Origin of the sequence: Pseudoalteromonas sp. APC 3358, assembly GCF_030408075.1 — a bacterium.
Lineage (GTDB): Bacteria > Pseudomonadota > Gammaproteobacteria > Enterobacterales > Alteromonadaceae > Pseudoalteromonas > Pseudoalteromonas arctica.
Genome location: NZ_JASDCE010000001.1, coordinates 229,669 through 253,418 on the forward strand (window position 1 = coordinate 229,669; position 23,750 = coordinate 253,418).

At 39.2% G+C, this 23,750-nt stretch carries 17 protein-coding genes; 12 read left to right on the forward strand and 5 right to left on the reverse strand.

Annotated features, from left to right (window positions below; all coding sequences use genetic code 11):
• Nucleotides 1–9: 9 nt before the first annotated feature.
• From astD to QL995_RS01080, 3 genes are read right to left on the reverse strand one after another with little or no spacing between them, the layout of a single operon-like run.
• Entirely contained in the window at nt 10–1,476 is a 1,467-nt protein-coding gene (astD, locus tag QL995_RS01070) for a succinylglutamate-semialdehyde dehydrogenase (RefSeq protein WP_290291787.1), read from the reverse strand.
• Between the two features lie 7 nt (nt 1,477–1,483).
• Nucleotides 1,484–2,518, reverse strand: coding sequence for an arginine N-succinyltransferase (astA, locus tag QL995_RS01075; protein WP_007580762.1), 1,035 nt, complete (start codon nt 2,516–2,518; stop codon nt 1,484–1,486).
• 50 nt (nt 2,519–2,568) lie between these two features.
• Nucleotides 2,569–3,774 carry an aspartate aminotransferase family protein gene (locus QL995_RS01080; RefSeq protein ID WP_007580760.1) on the reverse strand — a complete coding sequence of 402 codons (1,206 nt, stop codon included), beginning with the start codon at nt 3,772–3,774 and terminating at the stop codon, nt 2,569–2,571.
• A gap of 194 nt (nt 3,775–3,968) precedes the next feature.
• On the opposite strand from QL995_RS01080, the gene QL995_RS01085 reads away from it, so the two are divergent.
• Together QL995_RS01085 and QL995_RS01090 are read left to right on the forward strand one after the other, a co-directional pair.
• The gene (locus tag QL995_RS01085; protein ID WP_002958609.1) at nt 3,969–4,397 is read left to right on the forward strand and encodes an Lrp/AsnC family transcriptional regulator; all 429 of its coding nucleotides are present in this window, start codon (nt 3,969–3,971) and stop codon (nt 4,395–4,397) included.
• A 608-nt stretch (nt 4,398–5,005) separates the two neighbouring features.
• A complete protein-coding gene (locus QL995_RS01090) occupies nt 5,006–6,175 on the forward strand; it encodes a cellulose-binding family II protein (protein WP_290291795.1) in 1,170 nt (389 codons plus the stop codon).
• A gap of 59 nt (nt 6,176–6,234) precedes the next feature.
• On the opposite strand, the gene QL995_RS01095 is transcribed toward QL995_RS01090, so the two are convergent.
• Nucleotides 6,235–7,167 (reverse strand): hypothetical protein, encoded by a 933-nt coding sequence (locus tag QL995_RS01095; protein WP_007580756.1) that lies wholly within the window; start codon nt 7,165–7,167, stop codon nt 6,235–6,237.
• A gap of 383 nt (nt 7,168–7,550) precedes the next feature.
• Between QL995_RS01095 and QL995_RS01100 the strand changes: the two genes are divergently transcribed.
• The 10 genes from QL995_RS01100 to rluF all read left to right on the forward strand — a co-directional run bounded on the left by QL995_RS01100 (nt 7,551) and on the right by rluF (nt 23,113).
• On the forward strand, nt 7,551–7,853 hold the full coding sequence (locus QL995_RS01100) for an isoamylase early set domain-containing protein (protein WP_007580752.1): 303 nt from the start codon (nt 7,551–7,553) through the stop codon (nt 7,851–7,853).
• Between the two features lie 9 nt (nt 7,854–7,862).
• Nucleotides 7,863–9,857 carry a 4-alpha-glucanotransferase gene (malQ, locus tag QL995_RS01105; protein ID WP_290291799.1) on the forward strand — a complete coding sequence of 665 codons (1,995 nt, stop codon included), beginning with the start codon at nt 7,863–7,865 and terminating at the stop codon, nt 9,855–9,857.
• Nucleotides 9,858–12,065: a 1,4-alpha-glucan branching protein GlgB gene (glgB, locus tag QL995_RS01110; protein WP_290291800.1), complete on the forward strand. Its 2,208-nt coding sequence runs from the start codon at nt 9,858–9,860 to the stop codon at nt 12,063–12,065.
• Nucleotides 12,058–14,121 (forward strand): glycogen debranching protein GlgX, encoded by a 2,064-nt coding sequence (gene glgX, locus QL995_RS01115; RefSeq protein WP_290291803.1) that lies wholly within the window; start codon nt 12,058–12,060, stop codon nt 14,119–14,121. Before glgB ends, glgX begins: the two co-directional genes overlap by 8 nt.
• The gene (locus tag QL995_RS01120) at nt 14,114–16,651 is read left to right on the forward strand and encodes a glycogen/starch/alpha-glucan phosphorylase (protein ID WP_007580744.1); all 2,538 of its coding nucleotides are present in this window, start codon (nt 14,114–14,116) and stop codon (nt 16,649–16,651) included. Before glgX ends, QL995_RS01120 begins: the two co-directional genes overlap by 8 nt.
• 14 nt (nt 16,652–16,665) lie before the next feature.
• Nucleotides 16,666–17,967 (forward strand): glucose-1-phosphate adenylyltransferase, encoded by a 1,302-nt coding sequence (gene glgC / locus QL995_RS01125; RefSeq protein ID WP_002958601.1) that lies wholly within the window; start codon nt 16,666–16,668, stop codon nt 17,965–17,967.
• Nucleotides 17,968–18,048: 81 nt separating this feature from the next.
• Nucleotides 18,049–19,584 (forward strand): glycogen/starch synthase, encoded by a 1,536-nt coding sequence (locus tag QL995_RS01130; protein ID WP_290292450.1) that lies wholly within the window; start codon nt 18,049–18,051, stop codon nt 19,582–19,584.
• Nucleotides 19,585–19,673: 89 nt separating this feature from the next.
• Nucleotides 19,674–20,888, forward strand: coding sequence for an HDOD domain-containing protein (locus QL995_RS01135; protein WP_165725473.1), 1,215 nt, complete (start codon nt 19,674–19,676; stop codon nt 20,886–20,888).
• A 30-nt stretch (nt 20,889–20,918) separates the two neighbouring features.
• Nucleotides 20,919–21,989, forward strand: coding sequence for a DUF418 domain-containing protein (locus tag QL995_RS01140; protein WP_024591775.1), 1,071 nt, complete (start codon nt 20,919–20,921; stop codon nt 21,987–21,989).
• 86 nt (nt 21,990–22,075) lie between these two features.
• Nucleotides 22,076–23,113 carry a 23S rRNA pseudouridine(2604) synthase RluF gene (rluF, locus tag QL995_RS01145; protein WP_033012488.1) on the forward strand — a complete coding sequence of 346 codons (1,038 nt, stop codon included), beginning with the start codon at nt 22,076–22,078 and terminating at the stop codon, nt 23,111–23,113.
• Between the two features lie 22 nt (nt 23,114–23,135).
• Here rluF and QL995_RS01150 read toward each other — a convergent pair whose 3' ends face one another.
• Nucleotides 23,136–23,720 (reverse strand): hypothetical protein, encoded by a 585-nt coding sequence (locus tag QL995_RS01150; protein WP_169043961.1) that lies wholly within the window; start codon nt 23,718–23,720, stop codon nt 23,136–23,138.
• Nucleotides 23,721–23,750 lie beyond the last annotated feature (30 nt).

Consider the following 23,750-nt stretch of genomic DNA (forward strand, 5'->3'; position numbering starts at 1 on the left):
TTTTATTGCTTATTCAATTACCAAGCCAGGCGCTAGGGTTTGCGGTAAGCTCACTTTGTCTGACTCAACAGATGCTACAGGGTATGCGCAATAATCGGCGGCATAATAGGCACTTGCTCTGTGATTACCACTGGCGCCAATACCGCCAAATGGAGCTGCACTTGAGGCACCCGTAATAGGGCGGTTCCAGTTAACAATACCTGCACGGATACGCTTTAAAAAGTGAGTGTAATCATCTTCACTGTCGCTAAGTAAACCTGCAGATAAACCAAAGCTTGTGTTATTAGCTTCAATAATTGCGCTGTCAAAGTCGTTGTAACGATACACTTTAATAAGCGGTCCAAAATGTTCTTCATCTGGCATGTCGGTAATGTTTGTTACATCAATAATGCCTGGACTTACAAAACCGGTGCCTGATTTTAATTGCTTAAGTTCAACAAAGATTTGCGCGCCTTTTGACACTAATTCACTTTGCGCAGCGACCATACCCAGTGCTGCTTTTTCGCTTATCATTGCACCCATAAAAGGCTGCTCTGTAGCAAAACTGTCGTCTACAACTATGTTTTTAGTCGCGCTTATTAGCTTTTCTAAAATAGCATCACCATTGAGCGATTTTTCAATAAATAAGCGGCGTGCACACGTACAGCGCTGGCCTGAGGTAATAAAGCCTGATTGAATAATATCGTGCACAGCAGCGCTTATATCACTCACGTCTTTTACAATAAGAGGATTATTACCGCCCATTTCAAGTGCTAAAATTTTGCCAGGGTGTCCTGCAAACTGCTTATGTAGTAAGTGACCTGTGTTTGAGCTACCAGTAAAAAACAATCCATCTATATCTTTATGAGAAGCAAGCGCTTTACCTGTTTCAATTTCACCTTGCACAAGGTTAATAACACCTGCTGGTAAGCCCGCTTTTAGCCAAAGTGAGAGGGTAAATTCTGCAACGTGCGGCGTCAGTTCTGATGGCTTAAATACTACGGTGTTGCCTGCTAAAATTGCAGGAACAATATGCCCGTTTGGTAAATGCCCCGGAAAGTTATACGGGCCAAAAATAGCCACAACGCCATGCGGTTTGTGTCTAATAAACGCTTTTGCACCTGGCATTGGGTTTTCGGTTGTACCGGTACGTTCATGGTACGCTTTAACTGAAATAGCTACTTTGCCTGTCATTGCGCCCACTTCTGTGCGGGTTTCCCATAATGGCTTACCTGTTTCGCATGCAATTATGGTCGCAAATTCTTCGCTGTGTTCTTTTAATTGAGCTGCGAAGTTTTCTAAAATGGCTATACGCTCTTCAAGCGGCTTATCTGCCCATTGTACCTGTGCTGCTCTGGCTGCTTTTATAGCTGAGTTTACTTGATCAGCGTTTGCGCCATTACCTTGCCATACCACATCGCCATTACTTGGATTGATTGACTCAAATGCTGGACCTTGCCCTGCATGCCACTGGTTATTAATTAGGTGTGTATTCATAAATAATTTACAGGCGGAAAAATCGCGCTGCATCTCCTTGACTTAAATTAAGTGCTTTAGCCACATCTTGGCTAATGACGAGAGTATGTTTTGCATGATTGTAATGTGCGTCTTTGGTAAATGTTGCTCTAAAGCCACTTACGCCTTGATTACATACAGCCAGCGTATCAGAGCTATTTTGTGATATGTGATCGAGCTCACCAATAGTAATAGGGCAAACTTGAGAGTCGCGAATGCTGCGAATATTACCAAGCTTTGCTTCAACCGTTGGGCCTGCGTCAAATAAGTCAACGTAGCCTCTGTGCTCAAAACCTTCTTTTTCTAATAATTTTAGCGCAGGTTTTGTTTTTTCATGCACATGCCCAATAACTGCTTGGGCTTTCTTGCTAAGCAAGTTCACATAAATAGGATATTTAGGCATTAACTCGCTAATAAATACCTTATCGCCTAAGCCAACTAAGTGATCCGCTTCTGGAAATTCAATACTAAAAAAGTGCTCTTGCAGCCATTGCCAAAAAGGAGAATGGCCGTCTTCGTCGCTAACACCGCGCATTTCTGCGATAACAGTATCGGCAAAACGCTCGCTATGCTGAGCCATAAATAAAAAGCGTGAACGCGATAAAAATCGACCCGTTAAACCTTTGCGGCTATTTTCGCGCAAAAATAATGTGCATATTTCAGAGCAGCCTGTGTAGTCGTTACACATGCTTAAAATATCAACGGTGTTATATACATTTAAAGTAGGCGAGTGGTGTACTGTTTTACCTAAATGATAATGATATAAAGGCACCGATAAACCTACCGCAGCTTCTATAGCGGTTGTGCCAATAACGTCACCTGTTTCACTGTCTTCTAAAACAAATAAATAGCTTTCATCAAGTGGCTGGTTAATGTTTTTGGCAAAGCTTTTTTCAGCACGTTCAATTTTTTCTTTAAGCTGTGCATCGTCCACAGGTAAAGAGGTAAACCCATGACCGGATTCAATCGCTATTTGTTTAAGCGCGTCAAAATCATTGGCAGTAATAGGACGTAATACTTGCATTTATTGCTTGCTCCAATAGCACGCCTGTAGGCGTGCTAATTTAAACTATATTAACCGTTTACTACATCGCTAACGGCTTTTTCAAAGCGCGCTAAGCCTTCTTTAATATCTTCAAACGGGATAACTAAAGACGGTGTAAAGCGAATTACATTCATGCCCGCTACAAGGTTCATTAAACCATTATTAGCACTTGCTACTAAAAAGTCGCGTGCACGTCCTTCAAATTTATCATTTAGTACTGCGCCAATTAATAAGCCTTTACCACGTACTTCGCTAAATACGTTGTATTTTTCGTTAATTGCGTTTAATCCGTCACGGAATAATTGCTCGCGCTCTTTAACACCGTTTAGTACGTCTGGTGTATTTACTGTATCAAATGCCGCTTCAGCAACAGCACAAGCAAGTGCGTTTCCGCCATAAGTAGAACCGTGAGTACCAATTTTTAAATGCTCAGCAATTGGTGTACGAGTGATCATAGCGCCAATTGGAAAACCACCACCCAATGCTTTTGCCGTTGTTAAAATGTCAGGAACAACGCCTAAACCTTCATAAGCGTATAAATCGCCTGTGCGACCAACACCCGTTTGTACTTCATCAAAAATAAGTAACGCGTTATGTTTAGTACAAAGTTCACGTACTTTTTTAGCAAATTCATCTGTTGGTGAAATAATACCGCCTTCACCTTGTAATGGTTCCATCATAACAGCACATGTTTTATCGCTGATCAGCGCTTCAAATGCTGCTATATCGTTAAAATCACAATGTACTATGTCAGCAGGTTTAGGACCAAAGCCGTCAGAATATGCAGCTTGACCGCCCACAGTGACTGTAAAGAATGTGCGACCATGAAAACCTTTATTAAATGCAATAATTTGCGTTTTTTCAGCGCCATATACATCCAGTGCATAACGACGCGCTAGCTTAAGGGCTGCTTCGTTTGCTTCTGCGCCTGAGTTTGCAAAGTAAACTTTATCAGCGAATGTTGCTTCAACCATTTTTTGAGCTAAACGAAGTGCTGGCTCATTAGTCATAACATTCGATAAATGCCAAATTTTTTCGCCTTGCTCTTTTAATGCTTTAACTAATGCAGGATGACAGTGACCCAAACAGTTAACGGCAATACCACCAGCAAAATCGATAAACTCGTTATCATTTTGATCCCAAACGCGTGAACCTTCACCACGAACTGGAATGATTGCTGATGGATTATAGTTTGGTACCATTACGTCGTTAAATAAGTCTCTTGTTACTTGCATTTTTACACCTAAATTTAATGGGCTTAGATAAAAGATTAGTTGCTAACTCAAAGAAGAATATAGCCTTTATTCTTCAGCAAACACGTTATTATTTCTTGTAGAGGTCATTATCGAAGGTTAGCTATTAAAATTGCAGTGCTATTTTGTGAAAAATGATTAAAATAAAAGACAAAATAACGAAGGAAATAACCATTATGATAACTCCACAAGATGAAAAGCTACTTTCTGTACTAAAAACAAACGCTAGAGCGAGTATTTCTGATCTTGCTCGCATGCTTGACTTATCTCGTTCAACGGTACAAAGCCGTATGCTCAAACTAGAAGAAACGGGTGTAATTAAAGGCTATAGCGTTGATTATGGAGATGACTACCTCAGTAAAATGGTATCAGCTCATGTGTCTATAAAAGTAAGACAAAAACTAACAACTAAAACAAATATTGAGCTTAAGCAAATTGATGCAATTTCGCAGCTCTATGCCATAAGTGGTGAGTTTGATTTAATTGCTGTAGTACAGGCTCAAAATTTAGAGCAGCTTAGCCATTTACTTGACGATATAGGAAATCTGGATGGAGTAGAGCGCACAACATCTTCTGTTATTTTAGAAACTAAATTTAAGCGCTAGAGTCAGTGAGTTTTTGTTTTAGTCGTTAAGTGAACACTCGGTATACTTTAGGTAAGTAATAGAAAGGCTAGGGTTTGTTGATCTTTCAAGGTTGAATTTTCAGTAGCCTGTTTAGTATTCAGGCAAGGCAGAGCCTATGCAGTGTGGTTACTCCCCATAAATGGGCGATAACGTAGCATTAATGCCAAACAGGCGCTGCTCAAAGGGTTCTTCCTAGGCGCTATTTACTCTTTGTTGCCTGCATGGATGTAGGTAAGGGGCGTGAGCAAGACGCGGAAGCTTTGCTCGGTTTTTACTTATTCTTACATGGGTGTAAGCCATTAGAACAACGCAGGAGCAGTTATTGAGCCTACTAGGTTACAAATCTCGCGCCGCGATTAAATAGCACCTAATTTGAACAAATTTTAATCCTCAAAGATCAACAGACCCTAGATATAAATGCATTAATTTAAATATTTAAGTGTACTTTTTATAAGCTAATAGCAGTAGAACATAGATTTAAATATTGAAGCCATTGATAAGATACAAAATTTTGTAAGGAGAATTTATGCTTTTTTAATATGCATGACTATACTCATTTTAATTTGTACAATATTTAGTAATGGATTATGCCTGCATATTTTTTTACCCTCTTATTGGGTTTAACTGAGCCTCTTCAGTTTGGAACAAACTTACCCACCAGTGCACCTGATAATGCAGTCAACCAAGTTGAGTGTATTTTATTTGAAATGGGAGCCCCTTTTCAGCTACAAACCTTGCCATGGTTACGTGCACGTCGAGAAGTAAAGTTAGACCGCTTAGATGGTTATTTCACAACTCATTTAATGCCTGAAATGAAGGCCTATGGGCGCATATCATCCCCCATATTTTTAGAAAGCTGGTACTGGTTTACTCATCCAGAGAGCATTAATAAACCAAAAAATAAAATGCGTTATGGTGCAGTAAGAGGGAGTTACCAGGCTAATTGGTTTAAAACTCAGAATATTATTGCTGAGGTAGAAGTAAATTCATTAGAAGAAATAGTAAATGTTATGCACCATAAGCGGATTGATAGAATTCTACTTGATTTAGACGATTTTGAATTAGCAGCCTCAAAGCTAGGCATTAATGAAGATGAGTATCAAAGAGAATTTTTTAGGTATGTACCTTTGGGATTATTTGCTTCGCATTCACTTATTAAACGCTTCCCTAAATTTATGCAGCAGTTTGATGAAAATATAAATACTTGCGCGCAGGCTCCATTTTCACTATCAAAAAGTGAAGAAAAGCAAATACTTGATAGATTGTCCAGTAGCGCTAAAATCTTACTAAACTTACCTAGTTTAGTAGAACAAGTTCAAATAAGTAATGAGTCTCCCTTAAGTGAATCTGAAATTAAAAAACTAGACCGGCTATGGATAAAAGAAAGTAAACAAGTTGAGCACCCTGATGGGTTAACTATGCTTAATTTACCGTTATCTAAAGTATTTAAAAAATGGCAATCTCAATTCAAAGGTGTTGTTACTGAGCTAATATTGACTGATAACCAAGGAAAAAACATCGCTATTAGTAAGCTAACCAGTGACTACTGGCAAGGAGATGAAAATAAGTTTATTAAAACATTTAAACAGTCAAAAGGTTTTAACTTTGATAGCGTCACATATGATGCATCAACACATCATTTTCAAGTTCAGCTAAGTTTTCCTGTTTTAGATGATAATAATAGTCATATTGGAGTGTTGATTTTAGGTGTTGATGTAGAAAAAGCACTTCATTCGTCAAACGAAAAGAGTAATTAACTCATTACCTTTTACATAAGTTAGCTAAGCTTTAATGCTTTAGCTTAGCTAACTAGATGCTATGGAAGTGTTTTTTCTGAAATAGGTTTTTTTCTTATAACTTCTTTTTTGGCTTTATCAAGTTTTATAAAATAAGCATTACCGCCTATGCCTTTAAACTCTTCATCTGTAAATACAATCGTGTTGTCATCAAAAAAGGTGACTGCTTCTTTTTGAGTAACAATCCCTAGGTCTATTTTTGATACATCACCAGAGAAAAACTTATCACCTTCAAAGTTTTCAAATAACCAAAGACTGGTTGAATCAAGTAAGACTAATTTTTTACGATCGGGGCTGAGCGCTGCAGAGGTTATCCAGCATAGTTTTTCAAGCGTGGTACACGTTTTAAAAGAGTCAATTAGCTCAGCATCAAAATTTGCTGCATGATCGCCCACTTTATACACTTTAGTAATACCATCGAAAGGTTCAGTGCGGTTTTTAGTAAATAAATATAAGTGACGACCTAGTGCTACAAATGCTTCTAAATCAAAATTTCGGTCGTTGGGTTTTATTGGACTGCCATCCATTTCAGGGTAGGTAAACTTAATTATTTCGGCTTGGGTTGTGTTTGTTTTTATATCTATTGGGTTTTCTATTTTATAAATAGTGAGCCATCTACGATCGTTTTTGTTATTACCAAAATCCCCTAAAAAAAAGTGCCCAAATTTGTTTTGGGTCATGTCTTCCCAATCAATGTTTTTAGCGTTTTCAACCAAAATTTCTTTGGCAATAGAACCATCTTTGTTAAGGCGGTAAAGCTTGGGTTCGTTGCCTCCGTCGTTAATAGCCCATAGACGTTTTTGTTTATCAAATTCAATACCTGAGATTTCTTTTAATTTAGGATCAACTGAGATTTCTTTTTTACTATAAAGGGTATAGATTGAAGAACCAACAAGTGTGGCTATTATTAAAAAGATGATGGCTATAGTTATTAAAATGCTTTTTTTCAACATGAAAATTATGATATTTCAGAGTATTAAGATGCTGTGTATTATCGCTGATGAAAGTACAGAACAAAAGAATTTTATAAATTTAGGCAATACTTTTGGATTATTTAACTTTAAATTCGATTAAATAAATAATATGTGATGTACGCTTAGTTGGTTCAAATATTGCTCTGTACTACTTAGCTTTTTAAAAAAGATTGTTTATATACTAACCGCACTTTTTAAGTGCAGAAAAAATGAATTGTTGCACTGTAATAATGCGTAAATAAAGTTTTGGTTAACTTACAACGTGTTTAATGATTTTGAATGGAATCCACATCGCCTTTTTGTTTAGTTGTATGGCCTGTGGCAAAGATTAAGTACCCTTTTTGGTTTAGTTGGAGCCTGCTATGTTGAATAAACGTTTTTTTAAAACAAAAGATGAAGCTGAAGTAACCTTTGAATTTTCTCATCCAGAGGCAGAAGAAGTTTGCTTATTAGGCGAATTTAATGATTGGCAACCTGTGCCAATGAAGCTTAATAAAAAACAAGGTGTGTTTAAATTTAAACAACGCTTACCTATCGATCAACAATTTCACTTTCGTTATTTAATAAATGGAGACATTTGGGATAACGACCACCAAGCTGATGGTTATATTGGCAATACATTTGGCACAGAAAACAGCATAGTAAATACTCAACGCATTAATTAAGGCGATTCAATGGATGCTCTTTCGCAGTTGTTTTACCTGCATGGTATTGGCTTTGAATTCACTAAGTATACAGGTGAACAGGTGTTTTTTAGCGAAGACACGCGTAAACGTGCTTTGCAATGTTGCGGTGTTGATACAAATAACGAAGCCGAAATAACTCAACTAACTTATGATTTAGATGCATCGCTTTGGCTGGATTTAGTACCCAGTGTGAGTTTGGTTGACCAAAAAAAGTGCGCTTTAAAGCTTCGTATAGACGAACGTCAGCAGTATTTAGCCGCTACCATTGATGTCCCTTCACTTGGAATGCACATAGCATTTGACAACCTTTATAACTTGGCTGTCACTGGTGAATATTACTTACACGGCGTTCGCTATATTGAGCTGGCACTACCCATAGATAATATGCCAATTGGCTATCATGACGCCAATGTTCAGGTAGGTGAGCAACACGCTATTACACAAATTTGGTGCGTGCCTGAGCAAGTCTATCAAGTTGAAGACACAAAGCGCACAGGGTTATCTATTCAGCTTTACACATTAAAAAATAAAGCGCATTTAGGTATTGGCGATTTTGACGATTTACTAACGCTTACAAAATTATGTAGCTCGCAAAATATGGATTACATATTACTTAATCCACTGCATTTGTTATTTGCTGATATGCCAGAGCGTGCAAGCCCTTATAGCCCTAGTAGTCGGGCTTTATTAAACCCTCTTTATATTTCTATAGTATTAAGCGAAGACGCACAAAATAACGCAGTTCTACATGACCTCATGCAACGAGACGATGTAATTACACTTATAAAAAGTAATGATCAATTTATAGATTATGAAAATGTAAGCCGTATAAAGTATGCGTTATTTGAAGCGCTTTATAATCAGTTTGAATTAACGGCAAGTGATGAGCGTCGCCAAGCGTTTACTGATTTTTGTAATACTCATTCAACTACGTTAAATACCCTCGAATCAGATAACTTAACATTTGATTATTACCTGCAGTGGCAAGCGCATACGCAATTGGCACTGTGTCAACAAAGTTGTGCAGAGCGAGGTATGGCTATTGGCTTAATAAATGATTTAGCTGTTGGTTGTGCGGGTGATGGGGCCGAGTTTAAAAATCAAAAGCCACTATTTAGCCAAGGTGCAAGTGTAGGTGCTCCACCAGATCCATGGGCCGAAGCTGGCCAAAACTGGGGGCTTCCAGCACTAAATCCTCAAAGTCTTAGTAATAATCACTACCAATTCTATCGCTCGCTCATTCGCGCAAACATGCAAAATGTAGGTGGACTTAGAATTGACCACGTAATGGCTATTAGGCGCCTATGGTGGTGCTTTGAAAGCAATGGTGAACAAGATGGCTGTTATGTTTACTACCCGTTTGAGCACTTACTCGCCATTTTAAAAATTGAATCACATATTAATCAGAGTATTGTTATTGGAGAAGATTTAGGCGTTGTGCCGCCAGAGGTAAGGCAGGCTTTGGCATCTAGCGGTATTTTTTCTAACAGCTTATTTTATTTTGAAAAACAACACAGTGGTGAGTTTTTATCGACAGATGAGCTAGCAACACAGTGTTTGTTAATGATAGCCAATCATGATGTACCGCCTTTTACAGGTTGGTGGCAGCATGCTGATTTAAATATTAAGCAACGATACAAGCTTATTACTTGCAATGAATACGAGCAATTAAAGCAACAACGAATAGAAGAGAAACATAGGATACTACGATTTATTAATCGCCATACCAATACAACCGAGCTTCTATTACATAGTAATTCAGTCGAAGTATATAACGCACTAGCATTGTGTTTAGCGGGTTCTCAATCGCGTTTATTTGCAATACAAATAGATGATTTAGATGAGCAGAAGTATCCGGTTAATATCCCCGGGACAGACAAAGAATATCCTAATTGGCGACGTGTATTAACGCATACCAGTGAAGAAATTTTTACCAAAAATGCCTCACTTTTAGCTGCTATCGATTCAATAAGGAAAGGTTAAATGAGCAGTACAACTAATGAAAATAGTTACGATGCACAGGTGCATGCATTAAATACAGGACGATTTAAAGACCCATTTAGCTTTTTAGGGGCACATAAAACGGATGCTGAGGTTGAAATTCGTTTTTACTTACCTTGTGCAATAAGTGTGAGTGTTACATTAAACAATAAAAGTATTAAGGCGCAGCGCTACCAACAAAGTGACTTATTTATAGTCAAAGTTGATGCGCTGCCCACTGCGCCTTATCAATGCATTGCTCAGTACACAAATAGCAGCACTACCTTTTATGATGAATACAGCTTTGAAAGCACACTTGATGCAGAGGCAATGTATTTATTTAACGAAGGCAGCCTTGAACATGCGTACTCTCATTTTGGTGCACATTTTAGCACTCAACAAAATGTAGAGGGTGTGCGCTTTTGTGTATGGGCGCCTAATGCTGCAAGTGTCTCTATTATTGGTGAGTTTAATTTTTGGCAAGCTAATCGCCACTTTATGCGTTTTCATCCTGCAAGTGGTGTATGGGAGCTATTCGTACCAGGCCTTAAAGCCGACATGTGCTACAAATTTGCAATTACCGCTCAAAGTGGAGAAGTACTCGAAAAAGCCGACCCCTATGCATTTAAAATGCAACAAGCACCAGGTACTGCAAGTGTACTGCAGTATAAACCAGAACCTATAACGCTCGGCGCTCAGGCACTTCAAAACAGACAAAAGCGTAATCATATTGATGCGCCAATTAGTATTTATGAAGTGCATTTAGGCTCATGGCAACGCGCTGAAAACAACCGCTATTTAAGTTACACAGAGCTTGCTGACAAACTGGTTAGCTACGCCCTTGAAATGAATTTTACCCATCTGCAACTTATGCCAATAAGTGAATACCCGTTTGATGGTTCGTGGGGGTATCAGCCTGTTGGTTTATTTGCACCTACCAGCCGTTTTGGCGATTACAACAGCTTTAAATACTTTGTAGAGCAATGTCACAAAGCTAATTTAGGTATTTTACTTGATTGGGTGCCTGGGCATTTTCCTAGCGATCCGCATGGCTTACATCGATTCGATGGCACTCATTTATATGAGCATGCCGATAAGCGCCAAGGTTTTCATCCTGATTGGAATACCTACATTTATAACTACGACCGCCCTGAAGTTAAAAGCTTTTTGATTTCAAATGCTATGTATTGGTTACATCAATTTGGTTTAGATGGTCTGCGTGTAGATGCCGTTGCTTCTATGTTGTATTTAGATTACAGCCGAAAAGAAGGCGAGTGGATTGCTAATTGTTACGGCGGGCGCGAAAACTTAGGTGCGATTGAGTGCCTAAAGCAAGTCAATATGCGCAGCTATAAAAACAATCCAGGCATTATGATGGTGGCTGAGGAGTCAACAGCGTGGCCGGGCGTCACCCAAAGTGTTGAGCACAACGGCTTAGGCTTTGGCTATAAGTGGAATATGGGTTGGATGAACGATAGTTTGCATTACATGCAGCACGACCCTTTATACCGTCAGCATCATCATCACGAAATGACTTTTTCGATGGTATACGCTTTTAGTGAAAACTATATATTGCCATTAAGCCACGATGAAGTAGTCCACGGTAAAGGATCGTTAATTGAAAAAATGCCAGGCGATGATTGGCAGAAATTTGCTAATTTACGCGCTTACTACGCATTTATGTGGGCACATCCGGGTAAAAAACTCTTGTTTATGGGCGGTGAAATTGCACAGCGAAAAGAGTGGGGACACGATCATTCTATCGATTGGCATTTACTTGAGCACCAAAGCCACAGCGGTATAAAGCACACCGTAAAAGCGCTCAATACCGTTTATAAAAACCAACCCGCGTTGTATGAGCTAGATTCGAGCGCGGCTGGTTTTACCTGGATAGATAACAATAATAATCAGCAGAGCATTTTAAGCTTTGTTCGCTATGCTAAAAACGCAAAAGACTTTGTGGTTGTTATTGCCAATTTTACCCCCGCGTCCTATGAAAACTACGTTATTGGCGTACCGAGTAAAGGGCGTTATAAAGTTGTTTTAAATACAGACGATACTCAGTTTTTTGGCTCTGGCGTTGAGGTAACTAAAGATTCATCGCAGATAGTTCAGGCAATAAACGAATCAAATCATGGGTTTAAACACAGTATTTCAATTGCCATCGGTGGCTTAACAACTATTTACTTACAAAAGGTTGATGATGAGTAACCAATTTGATGTAGCCCCCGGTAATGTAGAACCACTTGGCTCTAGTGTTATTAATAATGGGGTTAACTTCGCGCTTTATGCGCCAGGTGCAAGCCAAGCCTATGTGTGTTTGTTTGATAAAAGTGGCCATTCAGAAATTCTAAAAATGGCGATGAATATTAACGAAGGGGGTATTTGGAGTATTCATATTTCGCCATTAAGCGCCGGCGCACTTTATGGCTTTAGAGTTGAGGGTGAATATAACCCTAAAAATGGTCAACTATTTAACGAAAATAAACTACTGATAGACCCATACGCAAAAGACTTGTTTGGTGAGTTTACATGGAGCGAACGCCATTATGGGCAAATGCCAATTGGCACTAAAAGCACCGTAAATAATGCGATTGATATACCTAAGTCAAAAGTAGCACCCCCTACGTTGTATGCGCATAAAAAGCCAAACCACCGTTGGTCAAACACGGTTATTTACGAGTGCCATGTTAAAGGCACAACGTGTCGTCATCCTAAAATACCTAAATCTCTACAAGGAAAGTTTTTAGGGTTAAGTCACCCAAGCTTTATTGAGCACTTACAAAGCTTTGGAGTTACAGCAGTTGAGCTTTTACCTGTTCATTCTTTTATTAGTGAGCAATTTTTAACAGGAAAAGGGCTGCAAAACTACTGGGGTTATAACACGCTTAACTTTTTTACCCCCCATAAAGACTATTTGGTAAACGACGATATAAACGAGTTTAAGCAAATGGTGCGCGAGCTTCATGCTGCCGACATAGAAGTTATTTTAGATGTTGTTTATAACCATACAGCAGAGGCGGGGGCCGATGGCCCTATATTATCGCTAAGAGGCTTTGATAACTTAGCGTATTACCGCACAGTGGAGGGTCAGCCTAATGTATATATAAACGATACCGGCTGTGGGAATACCATAAATATTGATCACCCTAAAACACTGCAACTTGTACTTGATAGCCTTCGTTATTGGGTTGAGGTAATGGGAGTTGATGGATTTAGGTTTGATTTAGCGACCATTTTAGGGCGCTCAAAAGCAGGCTTTAGCTCTGCACATACTTTTTTACAAGCAGTAGCCCAAGACCCTGTGCTGAATAAGGTTAAGCTAATAAGTGAGCCTTGGGATATAGGTCCTGGTGGCTATCAGCTTGGGGCATTTCCGCCGCCATGGCGAGAATGGAACGATCAATACCGCGATGTAATTAGACGTTTTTGGCAAAGTGAAACGGGCATTATTGCCAACGTTGCAAAACGTTTGCACGGATCGTTTGATATTTTTGAGCACAGCCAACGTGGACCACTTAATAGCATTAACTTTATAACGAGTCATGATGGTTTCACGCTTGCCGATTTAGTGAGTTATGAAGAAAAGCATAACGAAGCTAATGGTGAGCAAAACAGAGATGGGCACAGTGCAAATCACTCGTTCAACTGTGGAGTAGAAGGCTTTACCAGTGACTCAAAAATAAACGCACTGCGTTTGCAACAACAAAAGAACTTTTTACTTACTTTAATACTCTCAAAAGGTGTACCCATGATTGCCGCTGGCAGCGAAATGGCGCACTCTCAAGGGGGTAATAACAATGCTTATTGCCAAAATAATCGCACTAGCTGGCTTGCCTGGAAAGATTCTCAACTTAATCATTCGCTAACACGATTTATTGATGATGCTTTAAAAATTAGACGTGCGCACAGCGCGTTCAAACACAGTGTATTTTTAGATGATATAGACGAGCGTTTTACCGTTAAGTGGTTTACTGAACAAGGTAAAACCATGACCGACGCTCATTGGCATGAAGATACCAGACAGTTTTTAATGTATAGCTTACTTGATAAGCAAAATAATCATGCATTACTGATGGTATTTAATGCCAGTAAAAAAACAGTTTTTTGCCAAATGCCGCCTTCGCCTATTAATGCGCCGTGGCAAATGGTTTTATCAAGTGTAAATAATGCATCTGTGAGTAGTAATGAAGATGCGATGGTTGAAATTTCAGCACAAAGTAGTTGGGTTTTTAGTGCTAATTTAGAGGATGTAAGTCATGGCTAAACAAAGTGAACAAGTGTGTGTAGTAAAGGGCTGGCAAGAAGGTCCTGTTATAGATGAAAGTACGCTTAAAGATGACTTAACACGGCATTTTTATTATACCCTAGGTCGCGATAAGGTCGGCGAATCAAGACTGTATTTATACCATGCTTTAGCGCTGACTATTCGCGACAGACTTGTTGCCCGCTGCAGAGAAACGAATCAACAAATTAAGCAAGAGAAACGCCGGAAAACGGCTTACCTTTCTCTTGAGTTTTTAATGGGACGTGCGCTGGGTAATGCAATACTAAACCTAGATTTAGACGACCAAGTTGCTGCTGCATTACAAGAATACTGCACAACACTAGAAACGCTTGAAGATGCTGAGCACGACGCAGGTTTAGGTAACGGTGGTTTAGGCCGCCTAGCTGCTTGTTTTTTAGATAGCTGTGCAAGTCTAGCGTTACCTGTCATTGGTTATGGCCTTCGTTACGAATACGGCATGTTTAACCAATCAATTAAAGATGGTAACCAAATTGAGCAACCAGATAACTGGCTGCGCGAAGGGCACCCATGGGAGCTAAGCGCGCCAGAGCATGCAAAACGTGTGAAATTTGGCGGCTACGTGCAAAGTTACACGGATAAATTTGGCCGAGAGCATCGTCAATGGATGAGTTCACAAGATGTATTAGCTGTACCTTACGATGTACCTGTTCCAGGTTATAAAAACAATATTGTAAATACGCTACGCTTATGGAAATCAGAAGCGACAGATGAATTTAATTTGACCGAATTTAATGCAGGCAGTTACTCAGAAGCCGTCGCACAAAAAAACCTAGCTGAACAAATTACCATGGTGCTGTATCCAAACGACAGCAGCGAAAATGGTAAAGAGCTTAGATTGCGCCAACAATACTTTTTATCATCTGCGAGTATTCAGGACGTAGTTGATCAGTGGGTTTCCCAACATGGCGAGAACTTTAGCGACTTTGCTGATTTTCATGTTTTTCAGTTAAACGACACGCACCCAAGTATTGCTGTTGCAGAGCTGATGCGTATTTTAATTGATGATTACGAACTTGATTGGAACGATGCTTGGCAAATCACTACTAAAACAATGGCCTACACAAACCATACGCTACTTCCTGAAGCGCTTGAAAAGTGGTCTGTTTCGTTGTTTTCAAAATTATTACCACGCATTTTAGAAATAGTTTACGAGATAAACGCACGCTTTTTAGCACAAGTTGCACAACAATGGCCGGGTGATGTTAATAAACAGCGTGCATTGTCGTTGATTGAAGAGGGCGATGAGCCGCAAATTCGTATGGCTTACTTAGCCATTGTAGGGAGTTACTCTGTAAATGGCGTAGCAGCACTGCATACCGAACTGTTAAAAGCGGGTTTATTTAAAGAGTTTTACGCACTGTGGCCAGATAAGTTTAATAACAAAACAAATGGTGTAACACCTCGTCGATGGCTTGCACATTGTAATCCCGTTTTAAGTAAATTAATCAGCGAAAAAATTGGTCATGACTGGGTTAAAAACTTTTCAACAATTAGCGACCTACGTCGCTTTTACGATGACAAAGCATTTCATGAGCAATGGCAAAATGCTAAACGCGAAAACAAACAGCGTTTAGTTGATTTAGTTAAGGCGCGCTGCGATGTTGATTTTGACGTATCGATGATGTTTGACGTACAAGTAAAACGTATCCACGAATACAAACGTCAGCTATTAAACATACTTCATGTGATTCATTTATATGACCGTATTCGCCGTGGTGATACCCAAGGGCTTGTTCCTCGCTGTGTGTTATTAGGCGGTAAAGCAGCACCGGGTTATTACATGGCTAAAAAAATTATTAAGCTTATTAATAACGTGGCAGAGGTTATAAATAAAGATCCGTTAGCGGCCCCGTATTTACGCGTCGCCTTTTTACCTAATTACAATGTAACCGCTATGGAAGTGATTTGTCCTGCAACCGATTTGTCAGAACAAGTATCTACCGCAGGCAAAGAAGCGTCGGGTACTGGCAACATGAAGTTTATGATGAATGGTGCATTGACGATAGGCACGCTGGATGGTGCAAACATTGAAATTAGAGATGCTGTCGGCGCTGATAACTTCTTTTTGTTTGGGGCACAAGCTCATCAAATTGATGATATTAAATCGCGTTACAATCCTGAGCACTTAATCGCACAAAATAGCGATTTAAATAATGTAATGCAACTACTCGAAAGCGGCCATTTTAACTTGTTTGAACCATGCTTATTTGACGATATTACAAATGCAATTAAGAGCCCGCACGATCCATGGCTTGTTGCGCACGATTTTGAAAGTTATGTAGCAGCTCAAAAAGAAGTTGATAAAGCTTACGCAGATCAAACCTACTGGACACAAATGAGTATTTTAAATACGGCAGCCAGTGGAATGTTTTCAAGTGATAGAACCATAAGCCAATACAGTGAAGACATTTGGCATTTAGAACCCCTCAATATTAGTGAAACAGACTTAACGACAACTAAAAGCCATGCCACTAACAGCCTAGACTAAATGGAGAGAGTATTATGCCCAATTATGCAAATCGCTACATAAGTAGCCTAACCAGAGAAACTTACGCGTTAATACTGGCAGGCGGACGCGGTTCTCGCCTGCATGAGCTAACCGATTGGCGAGCAAAGCCAGCAGTTTACTTTGGTGGTAAACATCGAATTATTGATTTTCCACTATCAAACTGTATTAACTCGGGTGTGAGACGTGTTGGTATTGCCACACAATATAAATCGCATTCATTAATTCGCCATGTAAACCGCGCGTGGGGGCACTTTAAAAAAGAGCTGGGTGAGTCGGTTGAAATACTACCTGCATCTCAGCGCCAAGGTGATGATTGGTATTGTGGAACCGCAGATGCTGTTTTTCAAAACATAGATATTATTCGTCACGAGCTTCCTAAATATGTGATGATTTTGTCTGGAGATCATGTGTATCGCATGGACTATGGTGCTTTATTGGCTGAACATGTGCAAAAGGGCGCAGATATGACAGTGTGTTGTATTGAAGTGCCCGTAGAGGAAGCCGCAGACACGTTTGGTGTAATGACCGTTGATGAAGAAAACAGAGTGTGTCGTTTTGATGAAAAACCAGCAATGCCTAGCTCCGTACCTGGCAAGCCAGGTACATGTTTAGCATCAATGGGAAACTACATTTTTAATACTGAATTTTTGTTTGAGCAACTTAAAAAAGATTCTGAGAATGAAGGTTCTGGCCGAGATTTTGGTCACGATATTATTCCAGCAATTATAGAAGAGCATAATGTATTTGCTTTCCCATTTAGAGATCCAAACCAAGAAGGGCAGCCTTATTGGCGCGATGTAGGTACGCTAGATTCGTTCTGGGAGGCTAATATGGAATTGGTAATGCCAGAACCACAACTTGATTTATACGACCCAACGTGGCCAATATGGACATATCAAGAGCAACTACCACCTGCAAAGTTTATTTTTGATGACGAAGATAGGCGCGGTATGGCATTAGACTCAACTGTGTCGGGTGGGTGTATTATTTCGGGCTCTGCGGTTAGAAAGTCACTCTTGTTTTCTAATGTCCACGTTCGGTCATTTTGTACCATTGAGCAGTCGGTAATTTTACCCGGTGCGGTTATAAATCGAGGTTGTAAAATTAAGCGTGCGATTATAGATAGGAGCTGTGAAATACCGGCAGGTCTCGAAATCGGTTTTGACAAAAAAACAGATGAAGAAAACGGCTTTAGAGTATCTAAGAAAGGCATCGTTCTTGTTACTCGTGATATGCTCACTGAGCTTGCAAAAAAGTTAGAGCGCCAAGCGCGTGAGAATAAAAAGCTAGCGTAAAACACGTTAAATATTAAGCACGACAACAAAGCTTGCTCATTTATGAGCAAGCCCACACAGGTTAAAGGAAGTAGTAAATTAATGCATGTATTAATGGTTGCAGCAGAAAATGACGCGTTACCAGGCGCAAAAGTAGGCGGTGTGGCAGATGTAGTACGCGATGCCCCAAGGGCGCTCGCAAAGCAAGGTATAACGGTTGACGTTGTTATTCCTGACTACGGGTTTGAGCCGCTTGAGCGTATTTATATAGGTGAAGTAACCGTTGCATTTAATGCTCAACCCCATGTATTAACAGTTTTTCAAGTACAACAAGCCCAAAATAACGTAAGCCAAATTGTTATTAGCCACCCGCTATTTAGTGAATCAGGCAGTGTATATTGTAATGATGCACCGGGGAGGCCTTTTGCAACTGATGCGACTAAATTTGCTTTATTTAATGCAGCTGTCTGCGAAGCATTATTACAAGGTATATTAAAGCGCCCTACAGCGCTACATTTACATGATTGGCACAGCGCCTGCGTTGCAGTTTTACTTAAGTTTGAGCCACGTTATAGCTCACTTAATACCTTACCCATTGCCTACACAGTGCATAATATTGCACTGCAAGGTATAAGACCTTTTAAACACGACGACTCAAGCTTAGAGGCATGGTTTCCGTCACTTAGTTATAATGGCCAGCAACTATGCGACCCGCGTTACCCTCATTGCTTTAATCCTATGCGCAGTGCAATAAATCTTTGCGATAAAATACATGTTGTATCACCAACCTACAGCCAAGAGGTTCTTGAACCTAGTAATTACGAGCATGGTTTTTTTGGTGGCGAAGGGCTTGAGCAAGATCTGCAAAATGCAGCAAGCCAAGGTAAGCTTGTCGGTATTCTAAATGGCTGCGAATATCCAAGCAATGCACTTGAAGGAGCAACTCTCGCTGATTTTTATAGCCAAGCAGAGAACACTTTATTTACTTGGATGGCAAATAGCGAGCAGTTACAAAGCGGCTACTATATTGCTCACCAACGACTACAGCAATTTAAAGCAACGGTTAATAATGGCCCATTAATCACAAGCGTTGGCCGACTTACAGAGCAAAAAGTGTTGTTATTGTGCCAGCAGGTTAATGAGGCTTTAGCTATTGATAAAGTGTGCCAAGTCATTAATGAACATAACGGCAGACTTATTATTCTAGGCTCGGGTGATAAAGAGCTCGAAAGCATATTTACCAAAGCAATGGCGCGTAATTCTAATCTTTTATTTTTGAAGGGCTATGGTCAAGGTGTTGGCGATTTAATGTATCAACTAGGTGACTTATTTTTAATGCCAAGTTCGTTTGAACCTTGTGGTATTAGCCAAATGCTAGCAATGCGTGCGGGGCAACCGTGTTTAGTTCACAGTGTTGGCGGATTAAAAGATACAGTTAAACACCACGAAAATGGTTTTAGCTTTAATGGCGACACGTTAGCAACACAAACGCGTAATTTAATTAGCTGTTTAGACGAAACTCTCTTAATTAAAAAGCAAAATCCTAAAAAGTGGCATAAAATTAAGCACAGCGCAGAGCAAATGCGTTTTTCGTGGCCACAAGTGGCAACTGATTATATAACAACCTTATACCGGTAAATCGTTGCTGTACTTTAAAGTTTAGTGACAAATGTACCTGCTTAGGGTTTAATTACTTAGTATTATATAAAAACTAAGAAGTAGGTAATGTGTCTGTATTTGTTGCAAGGCAAGCAATATTCAATCGAAGTAAAAAAGTAGTAGCCTATGAGCTACTTTTTCGTGATAGTCCAAAAAATTATTTTCCAGATATTGCAGAAGGCCAAGCAACAGCAAGGCTTATTATGGAAAATCAATTAAATTTAGGTACACGCCATATTACATCAGGCAAAAAAGCGCTTATTAATATAGGACCAGAATCATTAAAGCTCGATTTATGTGCTTTCCTACCATGCCAAGACGTTGTGATTGAGTTACTCGAAACCATAGAACCCACCGACGATAACTATGAACTATGCCGAGGTTTATTTCATAGTAACTACAAACTCGCACTCGATGACTTTGTATATAAACCACAGTGGGATCGTTTTTTAAAGCTTGTGAAGCTCATTAAATTTGATATTGCAATTACACCTCTTAGCGAAATACAGCCCATAATTAATAAGTTACAAGCGCATAAACAAATAAAAATACTAGCCGAAAAAATAGAAACACAAGAAGACTATAAGCTCGCCTTTGATATGGGGTTTGATTATTTTCAAGGCTATTTTTTTGCAAAACCTACCATGATCAAACAAAATGACATTGATTATAATTATGGTTTAGTCGTCGCTATTTACGCCGAAATAATGAAAAACAGTCCAGATATAAAAGCTATATCTGGACTGTTTGAGCTTGATGCTGCACTTGCATATAAATTACTGCGTTTAATTAACAGCGGTGTTTTTCCTATACAAAGCCAAATATCGTCATTAAAGCAAGCGCTTGTGTATTTAGGCCATGAACGCCTTAAAAAGTTTGTGAGCCTTATTGTTACTGCTCATACTGCGGGTAAAAAGCCTGCAGAGCTAATGCAAGTGTGTGTTGTACGTGCTCGTTTTTGTGAGTTGTTAGCAAAAAAGGTTAATAAGAGCCAGTCAGGCGAAGCATTTTTAACAGGGTTATTTTCACTGCTAGATGCAATCCTTGATCAACCAATGAGCTTACTTGTTGAAAAACTACCTTTCCCTGATGAAATAAAAACGGCATTATTAGGGGATAAAAACACACTTTATTATATTTTAAACGTTGTTAAAGCATACGAAACAGGAAGCTGGTGGGCACTTGAACAAGCTGTACTTTTGCTAAATATAGACAGTGCTATACTTCCTCCACTTTACCAGCAGTCAGTCGATTGGGCTGACAGTTATAAGAATAATATTTAACGGATAATAGCTTTAATGCGCAATTATAATATGGACTTTATTCGCGGCGTTGCCGTGCTTGGCCTAGTTTACATGAATGCTTACGCCTTCGGCCTTTTTGAATACGGGTATACCTCTTTAACTAATCCTCCTGTTAGCGATTCAATTATTCACACCTTTAGCAGTTTGTTTGTAGACGGGCGTTTTAGAACACTGTTTAGTTTGCTTTTTGGCGCCGGGCTTTATATTCAGTGGCAACGTTATAAGTCTGAATTGCAGTTAAAAAGCAGGCTCTATTGGTTAATCCTCTTTGGTTTAGCGCATGGTTTTTTACTTTGGGCCGGTGATATTTTATTTGTTTACGGTGTATCTGGCTGGTTTGTTATTAAATATTTAGAGAGTGATAGCACTGTTCTTTTAAAAAGAGGACTTGAGTTTATTTTGTTATCGGGTGTAGCTACAGTGCTTATTGTATCTAACGTACCCGATGAAGTGATTTACCGTGATTCAGCACAGTTTATAGATTTATATAACCCACACTATATTGATTACTTTATTAGTAACCTCGCCATGAACACATTGATGCTTGTTATGGTGCCAATAATGACAATGTGGATGTGCGTGGGCCTTATGCTCATTGGCATTTATTTATATAAACAAGACGTTTTTAGTAAAGGCTTAACGACTCAGCAATTAATAGTTTGCGGTGCAATGACCCTTGTTTTTTGTGGAATCAGGCTTTATGCATCACAGCTTAATGGCAGCTTAGGATATGGGGTGCAAGAATTTGTAAATATGTTTGCGGCCCTAGGTATGGCTACGCTATATATTCATTTAATTGTTAAATTTTGCAATAACAGGGCACACGTCGGCATGCTTATTCAACAAGCAGGGCGCTTAGCATTTACTTTATATATTAGCCAAACACTCATACAACTGTTGTTATATAAAGTGCTATTTACCCACTGGGTGCTCAGTTTTGATCGTATTGACTATTGGTTAGTTGCAACGGCATTAGTTGCGCTGCAGCTCATATTTACCTTTTTATACAGCCGCTATTTTAATCAAGGTCCGCTTGAATGTGTATGGCGTAAATTAACTAAAGTAAAAATTAGTGCTTAAACGCCTATAAATAGTAAATTAGGGGCGAAAAAATAGTGTGGGTGGTTTACACTACTCGCCTTAAAAATTACTACGCTATAAGTGCCATGACCGAATTAAAACGTTTAAATAAATTTATTAGTGAAACAGGATTTTGTTCACGCCGCGAAGCCGATAAATATATTGAGCAAGGTCGTGTCAGCGTTAATGGCTACTCACCAGAAATGGGCGTAAAAGTAGCCGCTACCGATGTTGTACTAATTGATGGTAAGCCTCTTAAAGCCACGCCAAAGCGCGTTTACATTGCCTACAATAAACCCGTTGGTATAACGTGTACTACCGAAAGTAAAATTCAAAGTAATATTATTCGCGCGGTAAATTATCCTACGCGTATATTCCCAATAGGGCGCTTAGATAGACCGTCTGAAGGGCTTATATTTTTAACTAACGAAGGCGATATCGTTAATAAAATTTTACGTGCGGGCAATAATCACGAAAAAGAATACGTTGTTACGGTAGATAAACCGCTTAATCGTCAGTTTGTTACAAAAATGGCGAATGGTGTGCCTATTTTAGATACCGTTACTAAAGAATGTAAAGTAACGCAAAGTGGCCCCAAAGAATTTAAAATAGTACTTACTCAAGGTTTAAACCGTCAAATACGCCGCATGTGTGAATACTTAGGCTACGAAGTTGTAACCTTAAAACGTACGCGCATAATGAACGTAACACTTAAAGGTTTAAAAGTAGGGCAGTGGCGTCACTTGTCAGATATTGAAATGGCGCAAATAAACGATTCGATTTCTGATTCTGGTAAAACCCAAGAGCACTCGCTTGATACTAATAAGCAATCAGAAAATAATGCACCTTTAGCACCTAAAAAACGTGATTTTCAGGGCGAAAACCCACGACGCTTTAATAATGGTGATCGAAATAATGAGCGTAGTACTGAGCGAAATACAAATCGTAACTCTGAGCGCAGCAACGCTAACACAGAGCGCAAAAATGAGCGCAGTAATACTCCTTACCAAAAGCGTTCTACAACGTATGTGGGTAAGCCAAAAAGCATTAAAGAGAACAAGTCGTCTAATGCTAAATCAGACTCAAAACCAAGTTCGGACCGTATTCTCAGTCTAAAAAAATAATGTGGAGCTAAGTGGTATTCTACTACCACTGTATTTCTTGTACTATTTTACCAAGTGGGCTTTTAACGCCCACTAAGTTTACGTTGTTATTTTGCAAACCCACCAATCTACCTTTATCTAAATACCATCTAAAAGTGTGCTTTTTATAGCTTTTTAAATCCAGTACAGTCAGTTTTGCGCAACTGTATTCATAATCAGTTGGGCAAGTACCTACTTCGAGTAACTGATATTCTTGCTGCCATATATTATCGCCATATTTATTAGCCAGTAACTTTACTGAAATACATACTGACGTCCACAACCATAAGTAAATTAAAATAGGTAAACCGATTGGTATAAATACTGAACGGAATTTCCCGTGCTCAACAATATAATCTTTAACCGTATGTTTAAATTCAAAGTTATTATTGTATTTTTTATATAGGTGCCTAAATAAAGCAACCGATAACACGATCGTCATTATTGGAAATAACGTAAATGTTAAGGTGTTATATATACCGTTGGGAATAAAAGCGGGATCAGCTTGTTCATCCCATGCAAGTAAAACCAGTGGAGGAGCCGTTGCTAAAAGTAGCAGAGCGCTGTTGAATAGTTGTTTAAAGGTCACAGGTATTCACTTATAAAATGCTGCTTGTAT